This window comes from Candidatus Methylacidiphilales bacterium (assembly GCA_025056655.1).
Lineage (GTDB): Bacteria > Verrucomicrobiota > Verrucomicrobiia > Methylacidiphilales > JANWVL01 > JANWVL01.
Genome location: JANWVL010000144.1, coordinates 1 through 18,311 on the forward strand (window position 1 = coordinate 1; position 18,311 = coordinate 18,311).

The window sequence follows — 18,311 nt, forward strand, 5'->3', positions numbered from 1 at the left end:
TTCACCGGCGCACTTGACCCAGTTGGCTACCGGTTGCGCACTTGAAGCGCCGATTGTGCCCGATGCGTCGGAAGCTGTGGCCATCTAGATACATCTCGACGGCTTGGCGCGGGATTCTAGGCGGGTAGCCGATTGGGTTGGACTGAGGAATGAAATGACGATGGCAGGCCTTGCACAGGTAGCGCTTGCTGCTGCTGTGATTCTTGCCTCGTTTGACCCCGATTTGCTTATGTCTCTTTGGACACCTCATGTATTAAATTTTATTTACTCCCGATTGTCAGAATAATTACGGTTTTCAGGATAGGAATTATGGCAAAAACAGCAAGTTGAATGTAATGAATTTATAAAAATTCCGCGCCATACACTTGCGCTTATTTATGAATTGCTCCCGCCCGGCAAACTCGTGATACTATACGGCCCGCGGCAGGTGGGCAAAACCACCTTGGCCAAAGACCTGATTGTCAACATGCCCTGCCGCAGCAGCTTCGTCAATGCTGATGAATTGATCTACCGCGAAGCACTAGCTAGCTAGAACCGGCAGCGCCTAGGTGAGGTTCTGGGCGATGCCGAACTGTTGGTGATTGACGAAGCACAGCGTGTGCCGGATATCGGCCTCAATCTGAAAATTCTCGTGGATAGCTTCCCGCAGGCGCGCTTCTTGGCTATCGGCTCAGCATCCTTTGACCTAGCTAACCGAATTCACGAGCCACTCACTGGCCAGATGTTTACAGTGACACTGTATCCGCTAGCCTACGGCGAGATTCATGCCGCGTTTAGTGCGCTGGAGACGCACAGCCAATTGGAGCGTTGGCTGGTGTGGGGTAGCTATCCTACAGTGGCGACCGAGTCCAACCCAGACATGCGCGCAAGGCTGCACAATGAGATTACTGGCGTTTATCTCTACCGCAACATGCTGGAGCAGGGGGACGTGCGCCATGCCGACAAAGTCGTCGCGCTGTTGCGCCTACTCGCCTTTCAGATCGGGCAAGGTGTCTCGGTTGCCGAGCTAGCCACCAACCTGGGCATGAGCCGCTCGACGGTGGAGCGATACCTCGATCTGCTTGAGAAGCTATTCGTCATCTTCCGGCTGGGAGGGTTCTCGCGAAACCTGCGCAAAGAGGTCACCAAGAGCGCGCGCTACTACTTCTTCGACAACGGAATCCGCACCAGCCTGATTCAGAATTTCAACCCGCTGCATCTGCGCGCCGATGTTGGTCAACTCTGGGAGAACTACTTGATGATCGAGCGGCGCAAGGCGAATGCGCTGAGCGGCAGGCAGGTGAACGCCTACTTCTGGCGCACCTATGATCAGAAAGAGATTGACTACGTGGAGGAGGTCGGAGGTCGGTGGCCGGCTGCACGGCTATGAATTCAAATGGGCCACGCGCCCGATCCCGGCAAAGACGCGCCGCGAGTTCCTAGGTGCCTACCCATAAGCGACGCTAGCAACTGTCACGCCAGACAACTTCGAGCCGTTTCTCGTTTGAGCAGCGGAAACACCCAGTGCTATTTCCGGTGTTGTTGCAAACCATTGTTCAGTGGTTCATGATGTTATGGTTGCTGTTGATACCGATGACTACCCCGGGCACGCAGATGACCGAAGTGGATACGGTTCGCTTATCATTTGATTGCACTACCAAGCCGGGCTGTGTGCTGGGCAGATGATGCGCATTGATGAACGGCTGCACATTATTGAACATAAAAGCCACTAAGAGCAACTTTGACCGAGTGTTGCTGGTCAGTGAGGAGGGGGGAACAGGCCAGCCAGCGTGATGACCAGCCAGAAGCTCAGCACCGGTGAGACAAAGAATGTAATCTTCAGCATTCACTCCATAACCACCGATGACTCAGCAAGATTTGTCAAACAAACATCCACCCTGTTGCGCCTGTTTGGCTGACGAGAACAGATTGGTCAGCATCCCACTGGCTATCAGCAGCGCTGCGCTCTGGGTTTTATTGGCCTAGCTTCTGTTGTTGGTGCCGTTCACGATGAAGCTGTCTATAAGCGGCGTAGACGGACTAGCCGGGCGAAGCAGACTGCGTTTGCCTCGTGATCTTTACTGAAGATGCCAAGCTGCGGCACAAACGGCCACTCTGGCATCAGCTTGAACTACGGGTGTCTCGACAGAGCGACCGGGGACATCCAGGCACTGCGAGCGTGCAGGCCACTGCGCTTCTCGGACACAGTCAAGCAGTCGTCATACTCTGGTCACGGCTTGAAGACGATTATCGCCGATTTCGGATAGGCCAGGTGGGGGCGCGTGATGACGCTGATCGGTGGCTCGCTTTTCTGAGCATAGGCCGGGATGGTGATCAGCCATTGACTGGCCAGTCCAGTCATTAGCAGGACAAAAACGGTGATCAGCCACGACAAGCGGACACACGGTCGTTTTGGGATAGAACGATAACGTCAGCATGGAGATCAAGTGTAAACAGGTGAGCTTCGACTAGCTTGAAGCAGGGGGGCAGACGCTTTGCGCGCGCGGTGCGCGTCTACTAGCGGATTGAGAACAGCCAGCACTGTGCCTTGGATGTGGTGTTTGGCAAAGATCTCAGTCGGGTGCGCACGGGGCACAGTGCAGAGAATTATGCTGTATTGCGAGGGATGTTGTGGCGTATTCTGGAGAGTGGGTAACCTTACGTTGAGGAGAAAGGAGGAGCAAGAGGAGGCACACCATCAAAGCGAGGCGCATGCGCGTGGCGCGCAGCGACGACTTCTTGCTCATGGTACTGGCTTGCTCTGCTCAGAACCTTAAAATTCCTAATGCGTAAGCGTTGTAGAAAAGGGAGATCTCGCAAAGGGGGGCGTAAGATGATTGCGCACCATGGCTGGTTGATCTTATTTATTGGCGCTGATATATGCCTACATATGGGTGTTAATAAAAAACGCTTGACCGATTGCTCTTATCTTTTCAATAAAAAGACCCACTCCCCTATGTTATATAGGGGAGTGGGTTAGCAAAAGAATATCTGTTGAGGAGACACCCACCAACTGAACTACATCATAATCGAAAAATGCGTGCATGTCAAGCCTCATATCAAAGACATGTATAGCGCAAAACGGCACGCAAAGATGCCTACATGTATGAGCGAATAGCATTTCGGCCATGAGAAGAGCAGCGATAAGCCGCCCCTAGAACCTTAAGATCTTTTTAGTTTAGGGGGCAAGCACAAGCGCCTGATAAAATAGAAGGAAGATCTGATCATGATCCCAACATCACTTTAACCGAAAACAAAACACAACTCTGCCTAGTGCAAGAAGGTATTGTTGGTAAAGCGCGGATAACACTGATCAATTAGCATCATCACGTTGGTAAATTAGGGGTGTAAATAAAATTGGATACATGAAGTGCCAAAAGAGACATAAGCAAATCGGTGGTCAAACGAGGCCAGAATCGTAGCATCAACCAGCGCTACATGTGAAAAGCCTGCCATTGTCATTTCACCCCTCAGCCCAACCCAATTGGCTACCCGCCTAGAATCCCGCGCTAAGCCGTCGAGATGTATCTAGATGACCACTGCTTCCGACGCATCTGGCGCAATCTTTGTGTCAAGTGCGCAATCGGTAGCCACCTGGGTCAAGTGCGCCGGTGAACGTGCCTTGGCTGCTCCCCCCCCCCTCCATCCCACAGCCCCAACCGACGACGGTACTGTCGTCGAGCTTGTGGGCAGTTCACATTCGTCGGGAGTAAAAAATGCGACGATCTCATCGCACATGTCGAACGCCGGACGCGCTGCGTGATGAGCAGATAGATACCCTATCCCGCGATGAAACAGTGTTACAGGCGGTGATGGATCAAGGGCCACGCGCATTTCAGTATTGCACCGACGGCTTCAGTGGGTGTGCTGCTTTAGACTACCGTGGCAGCTGTCTCTGGTTGCGCCGGGTAATTCGTAGACCTATTTAGTTAAAGCAACTCTCGCCGAGTTGCGGGGGGTCTTGCTCGCTTAGGCCGACGGACACGGTGCTTTTCGCATTGTGTGGAGGAGCTACGGCGGTCGGTTGCATCCTTTGTACAATGCAGGAATCGGTGGCATCCCTTCAAGCAAGCGCATCTGGGTTATCAGAGCTATCCGCGGAACTACGCAAGTATTTGGATTTAGGTACTCCCGCAAATTACATTTACACAGTTGTTCTAATATCCTGATTGGATATGAGGATAAAAGAATGACTAAAATATGTGAAATGCTTATCAGGGGAGCTATCGGATTGCGAATAAGTATCACGATAATTATGGATATACGAATGAATGAAATTGGATGGCTTGCTCATACGATCAAATGATAAAGATGCTACCGTATCACGATCGTGCATAGTGCACGTATCTGTCTAAACTAGGATGGAAAGATTTACAATTCTATTCTCAAGCGTAACACAAACTTACACATTTGCAACAGACAAAACGATGTAACAAAATAAGCAGACGACGCTTCGCTAGGCAAGCTTTAGCATAGATCGTGAAAACTGGTAGGAAGAAGTGTTCTTGTGCATAACCGATCGCCACATGCTGAGGTAAGCCATTTTTGTCTGATTTAACATTAGGTCTGGCTATAACAGTAGAATGCAAATCAAAATAACCACAGTCTCGGTAGTCTATATCAGCCTGCGTGTGCTTGCACAGGTGAACACAAACCCTGCGACTGATTAGTTGTGATGTGCCGTGACAATGCCTCCTCCATAGGCTACATCGGAAGATGCAGAAAAGATAGTATGCCAACAGCACGCCGATGAACAGTATATGGTTAAACGTGTTTAAACCTAAACTCTTCTGTTCTCTCACAAATAGTTCTTATCACTCGCATGCGATCGCACTAAGAGTTGTTGCTGATTCCAGCACTGTACAAGGATAATAATTGATTGTCAACGCCTTGAATATTTTTAAATACGCCACAAAAATCACAAACTTTCGTCAGCTGAATCAGTCTGAGGTGTTTTGCAATTTGGTAGTAGGACCTACACCCAAAGAATCTCTCTGAGACTTAGTTGTCATGACAGAAGACATCTGCATAGTAGTTTAAGATGCGCATTTACTTTAGTTTTCAGTACAAGCTTAAAAATATCATTGTCTCTTGGCTGATTATTTACTGTTACACTATTCGATGGCACAATGTTGTTTGCTTTTATGTTAGATCAAGCTATTCATTAATAATTACACATAATTATAAAACCTTATTTTATACCCAAAAACAATCTCTTTATTTTTATAATAAATGGATGATCGAAAGAGGTGTATTATTTGTTAACACAGAGAATTTACTGCTTTTTGCGTCCAAACTATTCACACGGATTGAATTAAACAAATTTAATTGCTTCAGCACTGCGTTAAATTTACCCTGTAAATATCTCTATCCTCGTTGAATAATTTCCTTATTTGCGAAGATTTAAGTGAGGAGAATTCTCTGAATGCATGCACTATGTGCATATTTTGAGGATAATAGCGCCGGATCTCATGGCATATAGATAAATACTCATTCATTGGACGAGAGATATTTGGCGCTTCGTGTAAATAATAATCGTCATGGTCCAGCTGGGCGACTTCTGCTGCTGCCATAAGGTACAATCCGCAGGTGAGGATGACTAGGGGGGCAGGGTAGCAGCCTGGATCACAACTAAATTTGTAAGAGACACCGTTTAGTGTCAAAACATGATCAGTTGCAATAAATTCGATATCACCCAATTTTCCCTTCATATAATGAGATTTTGAGAACGGCGGCAAGTGATTGAATAATGTAGACATACATACGTATAATTCTTCGAAGCGAACAGTTGTTTCAGTGATATGAGAGAATAAACCTAGGATAAAATTATCTGAATACGCGATTTGCTTTTTATTAATTTCAGGTATATACGATGATGCAGGGGGTAAAATATAAGGGCAAATGATGCGAGATTCTCCATTTATAACAGATATAATTTTTCCCACCTTGTTTACATCAGCATATATATCATTTTTATGCTGGACCACAATTGCTTTAATGTTTGTGGATACATCGGGAGGAATTATTCTTGCATTATGCAAGGTCTTTAAATATGAACATCCGTCCTTATTCTCTTCTATCACTATAATATAACTAAAATCATCTCTATTTTCATCATCTATTTCAATGTGCTCACTTTCTATTATTTTATTGATCAATATTTTGAGAGGATCATAGGCATGTTTTCCGTCATTTTTTGATAACAACTCAACTATCAGATCATGTAGTTCATCGGAAAGAATTAATTTCTTATTGCACGGAGCATTGACCCATGGCCATGAGCCATCATGTAACACGATAGAATCTTTAAGTTCAGCAACATGTTCCTCACACAATTCTTTGGAATAATCTTTTGAAGCTCTTAAGACAATATTTGCTATCACGACATCCCTCGACTGCTCAACTGTTTTGTATGCTTACTCATATATATTATATGCGCAAGGATAAGGCACTGCATCTGATCAAGAAAATCGCGAAATTTTTAGTCTATAAAGATAGGTACATTTTTTGCCAGAGCTGTTAATAATATACGTAGCTCTTGCAATACTAAGATATAACTAGATTGTAACACGATTGAATTCACACTATATAATTCGTGGTATAAAATATATCTATGAGATTTGCCCACCTACACACACATTCCTATTACTCATTAAACGAAGGTAAACCTGGAATATCTCATCTAGTTAAAAAAGCTAAAGATATAGGCGTCGAAGCTCTTGCTCTTACTGACACAAACCTAATGACGGGTATCCCTGAGTTTATATCAGAATGTAAAAAGAATGGGATAAAGGGAATCATTGGTGCTGAATTTTATGTTAAAAGAGACGATAGACCAAATCAAGATATTTATCGCCTTATCCTCTTAGCTCAAAATATCAGAGGATATCGTAATTTAATGAATATATCAAGCATTGTCGGCACACAAAAGGCTTCATATTATAAATATCTTCCATTTTCTGCATTGAAAGATTTATCCGACGATTTAATTTGTATTACAGGGGGGTGGGATAGTGAGATTGGAGCAACACTTTTATCAGATGACAGCCAAAGAATGGATCACTTGCTCAATGATTATCTTAATATCTTCAAAGGCCGTTTATATCTAGATTTACGCACTCATAATCATGATAATATTTTACAACTCAATAATATGTTGTATAAACTTTCTTCGCGATATAGTGTCCCTTGCATCTTTACATCTGATGTCCATTATTTAGAACCAGGAGAACAACCTCACCTTAAAGTTATCTATAGTCTTCAGGAAAATTGGCCAATCATCGATTGTTATGAGGAAGCTTCAACTTATGAAAGACATATGCTTGAGTATTATGAGGTGGTCAATGTTTTATCGAAATGCTTCAATCTTGATACAACCACACAAATAATTGACACAACCGTTGATGTGGTAAATAAAATAGAAGAGATACAGTTCGATAGAAAGTTTCATCTTCCTTCAGCTCCGGTTGATCAAAGATATATAGGGAAGGAAGACCAATTCTTCAAAGAGTTGGTAACACTCGGTTTTGAACGACGCTATGGTATACCATCAGAAAAAGATAAAAAAGGATGGAGCCATGATAATAGCCCATGTCTTCCCTGGTGTTTTATCAACTTGCCAGCGGGTATAACGCACCCTAAACAAATGCAACCAAGATTACCTAGAAATACATCGATAGACGATCTACATCGTAGACTATGGCACGAGATAGATACTATTTGTAGCCTCAACTTCCATCATTATATGCTCATCGTATGGGACATCATTAAATTCGCACATGATCATTCTATCGGTTGGAATGTGCGGGGCAGTGCTGCAGGAAGTATTGTTAGTTATGCATTAGGTCTAACTCGTGTGGAACCTGTAGGGCATGGTTTGTTTTTTGAACGTTTCCTTAATCCGCAGCGTGTCAGTATGCCCGATATTGATATCGATTTTCCCGATGATACACGCTTTATGATAATTAATCATACAGTCGAAAGATATTCTCAAGATCATGTCGGTGGCATCATTGCTATTGCTACACTGGGAGCAAAAGCTGCTATCCGTGCTGCCGGAAGATTACTCGAGGTCCCCCTAGAAAAGGTCAATTACGTATGTAATCTTATCTATATAAGACCTGGCAGAGAAGTGCTCATTCAAAACGAATTGAAAGAAAACAAAGACCTAATTGAATTGTATAATACAGACCCACAGGTGCATGAATTAATAGAAACAGCTCTTATTATCCAGGGCAGACCAAGTCACTTTAGCACACACGCTGCAGGGATTGTAATTGCAGATCGCCCTCTTAGAGAATATGTACCGCTGTATGAAATGATAAGCAATGATGCGGAGAAAAATCTAAATCATATGACTCAGTACGACATGTTAAGGTTGGAAGATGTGGGCTTATTAAAAATGGATTATCTTGGATTGACTATGTTAAGAACTATAAGAAACACTTGTGATTTGATCCGAGCTCGACATTCAATCAGCTTTGATCTCGATACATTGCCATATGACGATCCAAAGGTTTATGAAAATCTTGGTAAAGGAGATGTCGTTGGCATTTTTCAATCGGAAGGCGAGGGCTTTAAACAAATGTTGAAGAAGATGAAACCGCAGAACTTCGAAAACATTATCGCAGCTTTATCGCTCTTTAGACCTGGTCCACTACAATATCTTGATAGTTATATCAATCGTCTACATAAAAGGGAAAAGCCTTTCTATCGTCATCCAATTCTAGAACCTATCTTAAGAGAAACCTTCGGCATTATGGTCTATCAGGAACAGGTGATGGGAATTGCTAAAGATGTAGGTGGTTTTAGCTTATCGGAAGCAGATATTTTGAGAAAATCTATTTCCAAGAAGGATCGCGCTACTATGGACACCTATCGTTCACGTTTTATCCAAGGTGCCAACCAAAAAAATATCCCAAAAGATACTGCAAATGCTATCTGGGCTGATATTGAGCGTTTTGCAGATTATGGCTTCAACAAGGCACATGCCGCGTCATTCGCACGCTTAACCTGCCAATCCATGTGGCTTAAATCCTACTATACTATTGAATACATGTGTTCTTTATTAAATTCAGAGATGGAAAACGTTGAAAAGGTGGGTTTGATTTTAAAAGACTGCCTCAATCATGGTATTGAAGTTTTGCCTCCCAACATCAATACTTCTAAACACGAATTTTGCATTGTCAAGCATGCAGAAAAAGAGGCAATACGAGTAGGTTTAGGTGCAATTAAGTATGTCAGATCAGCAGGTGAGGAGATATGCGCGGTGCGGGGCGATGTTCCGTTTAAGAATTGTGATGAATTCGTAACTCGCTATAAGCCGAATAAAAGGGTGCTATCGGCATTGATTATGAGTGGCGCATTGAGTTCTTTGCATGATTATGATAAGTATCTTAACTTAGAAATGGGATCTGAAGCCAATCATATGGATATTTTGCTCAGTCGCCTGCGGGCACAGCGTGAGCTAATCGGAATTACACTTCAGGTACCGGATTCACTACTCACCACTTTACTGCAGAGCAGATCTTCCATCAGAATAAGAATTGAAGATGTTATTAACGAACAGAATAACATCGCATCATTTTATGTAGTGGCTCTTGTTGCTTCACAAGAATGGCGAAAGTCAAAGAATAATAATCCGTATCAAACACTGACTTTAATCGATGACAGCGGTGAAATGACTTGTCATAGGTTTGTAGATACTGAAAATAAAGATATTAATACAGGAGATATAGGTAAATTCAAGATTATTAGAAAAAAGGTAGGTGAGCGTTGGTACTACAACGTTGTTGATTATACGCCGATTAGGAATATAAGCGATTCAGTACAAAAGCATAAGAGTGATAATCAGGATAACTCACCCCAAATTAGATTATTTGTTTAACAAAGAATAGAAACGGAAATAATGCAAGCCAACGGGCTGTTACATCTGGATAAAGTCTACTTTTAGGATTAAAAGACTTTTCTTTAATTGCATTCATTGCGTATACGATAAGGATGATGATGATCCACGAAAAGAGATAAGGCACGATATCATTTTTTGACGAGAGGAGTTGAGCGAAAACAATAGAGACAATAAGATCTCCGCCACCGATCTGAGCTCCTCGCCATTTTGTGAACCAGAACAAACCGTCCTGAACGGCCGTCAATATTAAAAACACGGTCGCTTTTTCATAAAATAGCCTCGTGAAATTACCTAAATCATGGTGAATATAAGAATAAACTGCCCAGAAAATCAATGCAATTATCGATAAAACGAAACAAATTCTTGGCGTGTAAATATATCTAGAAATTAAATCCACGTAAGCTAGGCTGAAGGCTGCTATATAAATCATAGCATATTCAGGATTATTTAATAACATATGATATGATATCATTGCGCTAATAACAATAAAGATTGAGAATATAGGAAATGGGGCTAATTTTAAATCAAAGAGATGCGCAGGAAGTGTGTTTCTCTTGGATGGTACTGCAAGGCCTAGGATATTATATTGATAAAGGAAATGAGTCATTATTATGCCAAAAATTAAAAAGGCCAATGTCTGTAAGGATATATGCAATCTTATATCCATGGCTTCTTTTGATTCATATCTGTGATTTCTGCCTCAATGTGCCAGTTTGTCGATTTTTGATACATGTCTTGAGTCGTTTTGATTAAATCATCGGCAGTGATTTCTTCACATTTAAAGCCAGCTGACCGCAAGCCAAGAGCAAATTGAGAACGCGCCATGATTGCTTCCTCATAACATCGCTCAACGGGTCCCTCTGTACCGATTTGCAATTTCCCGATGATATTCTTATATGATTTAACAATAATAACCAAAATATCACGCATGGGGGCACTTGGACCTAGTCTGATCTCCTCAAACATCGCTCCACGGACGCAGATCAATTTTATATAATGGTGGACGAGTTTTATAGATTCATCTGTTTCTTTCTCAATAACCTGCTGGATGATCTCTTTGTCGTATTCATCCTCGTATTTTCTATAAACCACTGCATTAATAACTGAGGCGATCCTCCCTGGAACACCAGATAGATCTTTAGGATGAAAACCCATAATTTGGTTAAAAATATCGTCTAAATTGGGAGGATCTTTTTTGTCTTCCTGTTGATTAGGCGTGTATATCTTTTCTACAAAAGCGCCACATCGGGTTTTAATAATCTCAAGCATGAGTAATTTTTTGTTCCATTCTGCCACCATATCCTTGTATTCCTGAATAATAGGCGTTAAATCTTGTTGGCGTGTGCCTATGTAAATCTGGAAGTCGCAGAAGAAGTTCTTATAAATATTCCTAATACTTTCCATAATGCTCATTAAAAAGCTTGTATCTATTAAACGATCATCCAAGGAATGAATGCGTAGACCTACGCATAACAAGCCATATTCTTCTTTCAAAACAACCGCATCTTTATGGATATATGCAATTGGGACGAGTTCTTGTGTTCGCCCGATATCTTCTACCGGGCGTGTCTGTGTATTATTTTTAGGGAGAGGGAAAGGCAGCACGGTCATTTTATCTGTCTTTCATCATTATACCACAAAAACATGAGGATATGATTACAGCATATTAATTGAGGATTAAATAAAAATTTGTGTGTAAAACTTCCAAAAAAGACATAAACGAATATGTATTTAGACCTAGTAATCCCTAGATTTCACCTGTCACGTATGTGCTTATATAATCGAATCAGCGCTCCATCGCAATTACTAGAATAGAGATCATTTCCAGAATCTAGACATGTCTGCGAGATGAGAAAATTAAAAGACCAAGCTGTAGCTTGCTATTCTATGGAGTGAGTGATAGAGACGCCGTTTTGGAATGAGATTGCCTGTGGAGATAGCGCAGAGCTGATTAAGCTGATTCCATTCAAAAGCATTAACATAGTAATCACTTCTCCGCCCTACTTCCAACAAAGAGAATACAACCGCAGCGGTATTGGCAATTAGAGAACGCTTGATGAATATATCCAAGCCCTTTTGAGTATTTTTAAGAAATGTGTCGTGTAGTGAAGCCAACAGGAAGCATCGTATTCAACATCGGCGACAAGTAAGACAATGGTAGTCTACTGCTAATGCCCTACAGGTTTGCCACTGCAGCACTGGAACAGTGCAATGGAACACTTGTCAACAATATAACATGGGTCAAGGCGAATCCGACTCCAAGACAATTTAAGCGCAGGCTTTTAAGTAGCACAAAACCGTTCTTTCATTTTATGAAAACCTAGCCCTAAAAATATTTTATTGAAAAGTTTCTAAAACCCACTGAGCACCAAGATCAAACGCTAATTGGATTGGTGAGAACATTGTGAGAAAATAATTTCAACCAACCGAACAATCTACACTCACATCGTGATTACATAATTACTTGGATTTGGTTATTCCTTATAATTAGAAAGCTTTTAGGAACTATATCAGCTTACTCGGTTTATAGATCAGAATATTTTGATATAAAAGAGATTCTTAAATTTCTATCCATGTATATCTTATTACAACTTTATCGTTGCCTAGCTCATATTCTTTATATTACTTAAGCTTATTGTCCTTATCCTAATTTCAATCATTCACCTGTTTATTGTTATACCCCCCATTTATTCATCTTCATCTTCCCAATCTTCATCCTCATGATCACAGTGGTCGTCATCTACCTCATTGTGGTAAAAGTCCTCGCCGTATAATTTCTTCAAATCTCTAAATAGATCTTCGTCATAGTACTCAATTTCGGGATCTGTATCTTCAAACATATTATTTTGGGGATTGCTCTTATTATTATGATTGCCGCAATCTATTGGTGTAGAAGCCGGGGAAGTAGAGTTTACCAATGTGTTCATAGTTCACTCCTCTTGGATGTAATATTTTAACACGTACTATGAGTCCTCAATTGAAATACTTACATAGCCCCGAAAATAGCTCTTATAACTCAAACACATTTGCTTGAATAGTTACCGCCGATCCTAACATTGCATAAAGAACGCAATCAACCTCCATTGCTCCTCTACACGCCGCGAAAAGCACCGCGTTCGTCGGCTTAAGCTAGCGAGATCAACTGAAAGTCAGCGAGACTGGCTTCAACCGAATAGGTCTGCGACTTGCTCGGCACAACTAGAGACAGTCGCCGCGGTAGTCCAAAGCGGCATACCCATTGAAGCAGTCTGTGTAATACTGAAATACTCGTGACACTTGATCCATCACTGCTTGTAACACAGCTTCATCGCCGGATAGAGTATCAACCAGCTCATCACGCAGCGCGTCCAGCGCTCGACCTACGTGATAAGATCGTCGCATTTTTTACTCCCGACGAATGTGAACAGCTCATCGAACTCGACGATAGGTTAGTCGTCGGTTGGGGGCTGTGGGATGGAGGGGGGGGGGAGGCGCAGCCAAGGCGCGTTCACAAGCGCACTTGACTCAGTTGGCTACCGATTGCGCACTTGACACGCCAATTGCGCCCGACGCGTCGAAAGCAGTGAGCATCTATATTCATCTCGATAGCTTGGCGCGGGATTTTAAGCGGGTAGCAGATTGGGTTAGGCTGATGGGTGAAATGTCGATCGTAAGCCTTGCACAGGCAGCACTGGCGGACGCAGTTATTCTTGCGAAGTTTGGTCACAGATTAAATTATGTCTCTTGGGCATTTTATATATCCAGTTTTATTTACCCCTGGTAATTGATTCGGAGGACAGAATGGTATAAAATGAGTTATATGATCTTGTATGTAAGCCGTTTACAGCAAGGAGGAGAGATTCAAGAGGCAGTCAACAAGATAGTCGCCATTATAAGAGATATCAGCGACATTGCGTATTATCTTGGTGGCTATATGGCTGTCACATTTCTCCTCCTGATGGGAATTAATCTCGTGATTTCAGCACGTGTAAGATACGACGATAGCTTGATGAGATCTTATTTAATTATGAATCTGCTTTCGTTAAGCATGGTCGTCGGTATCTTAGCCGGGGCTCCTTATATTGTAGAGTTTATAAAGAATTTGGTCGGGCAAACCTTAGGCTTATCTGGTGGTATAAATGTTGGTAACCCCAAGCTTAATGAACTCATTAATTCTGTATACAATATCCTACAACTGCTTATCACAGCGGTTATTTATTTGGGTATTTCTTTAGATAGTGTGCGAAGCTTATATGTCCTGATGATAAATTTCAGGAACGACAATACTAATCAAGTTATATTAATGACCAAAACAATTCTAACTGGGATGTTTATACTTGCCTTTGTCGCCTTCATACCAACGATGATTAATATTCTAACAGGTTCAATGTAACATGTATAAAACAAAAAATATAATCCTGTTTTTGATTTTTTTGTATACGTTTTTTATAAGCATCAACCCGTCTTTTGCAAACTCTCTTCACAACGATATCTCCCCGCCTGGCGGAGACGCACCTCATGAACAAAATCCTCCTGATAATACACCGCCCATTCTATTCGGTGAAGGTGTAGAAGAAACATTTCGTCTGGACAGACTCATCGGCTTAGCCATCGCCTATCGTGGAAGAATCACTAATCAGGAATTTTTTCGTATCGCAAGATCTATTGTCAATAACGTAGTCATCGACTTTGGCGCTAAAGAGGCACATAAATCAGCTAATCCACGGTGGACTAAAGAATTATTAATCAATGAATTTCGCATGGCCTTAAAATTATCGCTTTTTGATTATCAACGATTCATTGGATTGAGCGGAATACTCGGTTTTACACGAGATATGGCAAAAACTATCGGCCTCCTTTGCTTTGGTATAGGTCTATTTTCTGTCATCAGCGGATTAGCGAAAGCACATCTCAATAATAGCGCTTACAGCAAGGCATGGGCTATACAACAAGGCATTTATCTTATCTTTGTGATTCTTCTGGCCGAACTCTTACCATTCTTTATTTCAATCATTAACAGCTTGACACAAGATATCGCCGAACGCATTTGCCAAGGTGCAATCCATTATCGATGTGATATAGCTGAACCTCTTCTCACTCTTATATCCATTAGAGACGTACACGATCCTCTCCCTTTTATTATCTTCACTGATGCCATCAAATATCCGATCATCGTACTACTGATGATTGGCAGATTCTTGCGCGATGTCTTCGGCGTAATGCTCTATATCTTCGGCACAGTCGCCGTCTATTTCTTATGCATTAGAGGGGGTGGAGAAGTCATTTTCATGTCATGGATGCGCGCGTATCTTCGTTATCTCTTGTTAATATTTCTCCTTGCCGTATTTTATGCTTTTATTGATTATAGTTTGTATCATTATGCAGAGATCTTCGGGCGTGCACCAACTTGGAGCGGCCTCAGAAGATTTATCAGTATGGCCATCGCTCTAGCCGTAGTCTTCGTCATTTTGGCACTCAAATCTTCTTTATTGATTTTAAATATACAGGGTGAATTGAATTTCATGCGCGCGCATCTTAAAGCGTTCATCGCTCATGCCTTCGCCGATCATCTGAGATCATCAGATTCAGGTCATTATGAAGAAACACTAGATCATGATTCAATTTACAACAAAAAAGCTGCCGATGATGATCATGCCTGCGAAGAATCTGACAAATCGACCAATAACATATGGGTTATCTCGCCTTTTCATCAAGAAATCATAAAAGATCGTGTGAAAGAAGCACTTCACTCACAGTATATCAATGCTATTTATCATCCCCTCACTCGAAATATCTATCATAACGGACCTGAAGATATCTACGGAATATTTTCAGGAGATTATCCTCCCGATATAAAGGGACGATCCATCAAACATCTGAAAGTTCTCTCGTCTGCACTTGCTGCCTATCGGAAGTATGGCGGATCATTCGATGCCGATAGCCAAGCCATGGGCTATGAATCCGGATGGGATGCTATCTATAATATTTTTATCACAACACAAAACGATTCAGAAAATAAGAACCCAATCTCTTTGCTTTATCAACACTGGAGACACACTCAAGAACTCGAAGATACTGCTATGACGCTAGGAGATGCTCTACTGGCGTCGAATATAAGCACAGTTATCTTCAAACGTATGAAGAAACACGCAAAAGAAAATGTGATAGAGGAATATACACCTGAACTAAAGAAAGATTATCATGCAAAAAATGACAAAGAACACATTAGCGATAATGCGGATATGATGGAATTGTATATTGCCCATGATCATGCTATGAGGCATAAAATATTACGAGCTAATAAGGATGAAAGCTGTGAAAATAATGTGATTCGTAAAGAGATCGGAACATTTCAATATGACGATATAGATCAGGTATCAGTTTTGAGCGCGCAAATCCTCCCTGCCATCTCTATAATCCGAAGAGTTTGCGGGGATGCAGCACTAGTTGAATATATTGATAGAGCAGAACACGAGGAATTTTTATATAATCATCCAATCACTCAAACTGCTCTTGCTCTATCCCTGCAAATTAAATATGTTTTCGACGAGCCGGAAAGAGATGTCATAGCTATTCGCTTTGATGATCCGATTTATAACAGCATCAGTCCTCTGTATATCATGAAAGCAACTGCGCTTAGATATGCATATGAGATCGGCGCATACATAGATACCGGCGATTCCCTCCTTCAAACACATTTCTTAAGTCATGACCTGCACGCAGAAGAGCATAATCATATTACACACGCCTATCAAAGACCAAATCAAATAAAAATCGCGAGTGAGACTGCGCTTCAACAATTGGAAGAATCTAATACTACCTATACAAATATTGTCGTGCAGGAAGATAATTATAATAATAGTGACTATAACGCAAAAACACAAGAAATGAGGTATTTTGGCAGTGATGTGTTAATAAACTCTGAAATAAAAGACGCCTATATTATCTATCGCGATCAGGCTTATCAAGCCGAACAAAGACAAACTATCGGTGCTGCTGATAATTATAATAATTGGATGTCTATTTGGTATAAAATAGAAAATGAGGATAATGGTAATACACTTACATTAATACCCGATGGGTTAGCCCAAGATAAAATGCCCTCACAAGAAAATAAGAATATAGATTCAACTAAAAAAGACAACATTAGTTACATTGATCGTTTGATCGGTAATGAATTGGATAAATTAACTAGATTAGTGCAAAGCTTACTCGTACCTCGCGAGGCAGTAACACCTTATCAAGATGCTTTCGATTGTGCCCTGGCCGGATATATAGTAACTGCTACATCAGTTATGCCATTAGATAATGAAAAATTCTTAGAATACGTCAGGTCTTTGAGAAATAATGAGTATGACACAATTCTTGATTATATACAACGATATGCCTATGATCCTGAACCTCTCAGAAAGTGGGCCGATGATGCTATGAAGGAGTTTATATTAAGAGAAAATGGAAGAATTTTATCATCTAGCAAGCTCGATACATCAGATGCAGAGAAAATAAATGATACAACTAACAACCTAGACAGACAAATCGGAAACGCAGAAGAAAGTTATGCGGAAGTCCTAGCCGATATCGCCAAGAACATGGAAAACTAATAAAATTATCAACAAGAATCACCTCAATTTCAATACTGGCGTAGCCTAGAAGATAACCCTTCCATCAATCCCTCTCGTGCCTCACATATTTCCAGCATAGATCCAAGATAACCGACAATCATCGTCGCTCATCAGCTGCACTGCTCATACACAGTGAAAAGTGCTGCGCGCCGTTGGGGTAAGTGAGCTAGAACTTGTAAATCGGCAAATATCACATTAGCGGAAGAGATTCAAACCTTTTCCAGAAACAGTAGGGCCTATCGCCTAAGAGTCTAAAGCAAATACCCTCATGACCCATCGGTACGTGAAGAAAATATTTTAGGCGATGATATGTCATAATCTGTGATATCAGTCCCTTGCCGAATATATATCTACCGCTTCATTAAGCAACATACATGACTGGCCAAGTTGCGTGATGAAATAGACGCGCTATTTACTATCGGCAAATATGAAAAGATCATCGCCCAAGATGATGGATTAATCGTAAAGTTGGTAACTGTGAAATAAAGGCTGATAGACATGAATTCCTGCTCACTTGCACCACGCTGATTGCGCCTGATTCATCTAAGGTCTTAACTACCTAGATTCACCTCTAAAAGTTCGCCTAGTGTCCTAGCCTGAAGTCTGTAGATTGCTAAGGGACTTTTCTACTGCTTCCTCCATTTCTTGATGTAGCCGAGCAGTCTCAAATGATACCGAGATCACACTGCCTAACGCATTTACCATCCACTTAGGATTGTTAAGCTCACGCAGGCGCTCATTCACCTCCCAGACAATCGCGATGCCTCTTCCAGTCTCAACCTTTGTTTCTACGCGATAGTAATGCACCATCCAGTTCAGCGGAG

The 18,311-nt window shown here is 41.8% G+C and carries 14 protein-coding genes and 1 pseudogene; 9 read left to right on the forward strand and 6 right to left on the reverse strand.

Annotated features, from left to right (window positions below; all coding sequences use genetic code 11):
- The first annotated feature begins 103 nt into the window (after positions 1-103).
- The 4 genes and pseudogenes from NZM04_09265 to NZM04_09280 all read left to right on the forward strand — a co-directional run bounded on the left by NZM04_09265 (position 104) and on the right by NZM04_09280 (position 2,344).
- The gene (locus NZM04_09265; GenBank protein ID MCS7064211.1) at positions 104-286 is read left to right on the forward strand and encodes a hypothetical protein; all 183 of its coding nucleotides are present in this window, start codon (positions 104-106) and stop codon (positions 284-286) included.
- Between the two features lie 54 nt (positions 287-340).
- Positions 341-532, forward strand: a pseudogene (locus tag NZM04_09270) (AAA family ATPase).
- Positions 533-577: 45 nt separating this feature from the next.
- Positions 578-1,369 carry an ATP-binding protein gene (locus NZM04_09275; protein ID MCS7064212.1) on the forward strand — a complete coding sequence of 264 codons (792 nt, stop codon included), beginning with the start codon at positions 578-580 and terminating at the stop codon, positions 1,367-1,369.
- 681 nt (positions 1,370-2,050) lie between these two features.
- On the forward strand, positions 2,051-2,344 hold the full coding sequence (locus NZM04_09280) for a hypothetical protein (GenBank protein ID MCS7064213.1): 294 nt from the start codon (positions 2,051-2,053) through the stop codon (positions 2,342-2,344).
- 208 nt (positions 2,345-2,552) lie between these two features.
- Here NZM04_09280 and NZM04_09285 read toward each other — a convergent pair whose 3' ends face one another.
- A complete protein-coding gene (locus NZM04_09285; GenBank protein MCS7064214.1) occupies positions 2,553-2,726 on the reverse strand; it encodes a hypothetical protein in 174 nt (57 codons plus the stop codon).
- A gap of 785 nt (positions 2,727-3,511) precedes the next feature.
- Between NZM04_09285 and NZM04_09290 the strand changes: the two genes are divergently transcribed.
- Positions 3,512-3,742 (forward strand): hypothetical protein, encoded by a 231-nt coding sequence (locus NZM04_09290; protein MCS7064215.1) that lies wholly within the window; start codon positions 3,512-3,514, stop codon positions 3,740-3,742.
- A 1,570-nt stretch (positions 3,743-5,312) separates the two neighbouring features.
- Here NZM04_09290 and NZM04_09295 read toward each other — a convergent pair.
- Positions 5,313-6,362 (reverse strand): hypothetical protein, encoded by a 1,050-nt coding sequence (locus NZM04_09295; protein ID MCS7064216.1) that lies wholly within the window; start codon positions 6,360-6,362, stop codon positions 5,313-5,315.
- A 230-nt stretch (positions 6,363-6,592) separates the two neighbouring features.
- Between NZM04_09295 and NZM04_09300 the strand changes: the two genes are divergently transcribed.
- A complete protein-coding gene (locus tag NZM04_09300; protein ID MCS7064217.1) occupies positions 6,593-9,865 on the forward strand; it encodes a DNA polymerase III subunit alpha in 3,273 nt (1,090 codons plus the stop codon).
- Here the strand turns inward: NZM04_09300 and NZM04_09305 are convergent.
- The 3 genes from NZM04_09305 to NZM04_09315 form a co-directional block, all read right to left on the reverse strand.
- The gene (locus tag NZM04_09305) at positions 9,849-10,553 is read right to left on the reverse strand and encodes a hypothetical protein (GenBank protein ID MCS7064218.1); all 705 of its coding nucleotides are present in this window, start codon (positions 10,551-10,553) and stop codon (positions 9,849-9,851) included. The two genes, NZM04_09300 and NZM04_09305, sit on opposite strands and share 17 nt — an antisense overlap.
- Entirely contained in the window at positions 10,544-11,497 is a 954-nt protein-coding gene (locus tag NZM04_09310; protein MCS7064219.1) for a hypothetical protein, read from the reverse strand. Before NZM04_09310 ends, NZM04_09305 begins: the two co-directional genes overlap by 10 nt.
- Positions 11,498-12,573: 1,076 nt before the next feature.
- Complete coding sequence (locus NZM04_09315) at positions 12,574-12,813, reverse strand: hypothetical protein (protein ID MCS7064220.1); 240 nt, start codon at positions 12,811-12,813, stop codon at positions 12,574-12,576.
- Between the two features lie 342 nt (positions 12,814-13,155).
- Here NZM04_09315 and NZM04_09320 point away from each other — a divergent pair, with 342 nt between their 5' ends.
- The 3 genes from NZM04_09320 to NZM04_09330 all read left to right on the forward strand — a co-directional run bounded on the left by NZM04_09320 (position 13,156) and on the right by NZM04_09330 (position 17,466).
- Positions 13,156-13,389, forward strand: coding sequence for a hypothetical protein (locus NZM04_09320; GenBank protein ID MCS7064221.1), 234 nt, complete (start codon positions 13,156-13,158; stop codon positions 13,387-13,389).
- Positions 13,390-13,685: 296 nt separating this feature from the next.
- Positions 13,686-14,258: a hypothetical protein gene (locus tag NZM04_09325; GenBank protein MCS7064222.1), complete on the forward strand. Its 573-nt coding sequence runs from the start codon at positions 13,686-13,688 to the stop codon at positions 14,256-14,258.
- A 1-nt stretch (position 14,259) separates the two neighbouring features.
- Positions 14,260-17,466, forward strand: a complete 3,207-nt coding sequence (locus NZM04_09330; protein ID MCS7064223.1) for a hypothetical protein — start codon at positions 14,260-14,262, stop codon at positions 17,464-17,466.
- Positions 17,467-18,078: 612 nt separating this feature from the next.
- Here the strand turns inward: NZM04_09330 and NZM04_09335 are convergent.
- Positions 18,079-18,311 (reverse strand): hypothetical protein (locus tag NZM04_09335; protein MCS7064224.1); only part of this gene is annotated, 233 nt, incomplete at its 5' end.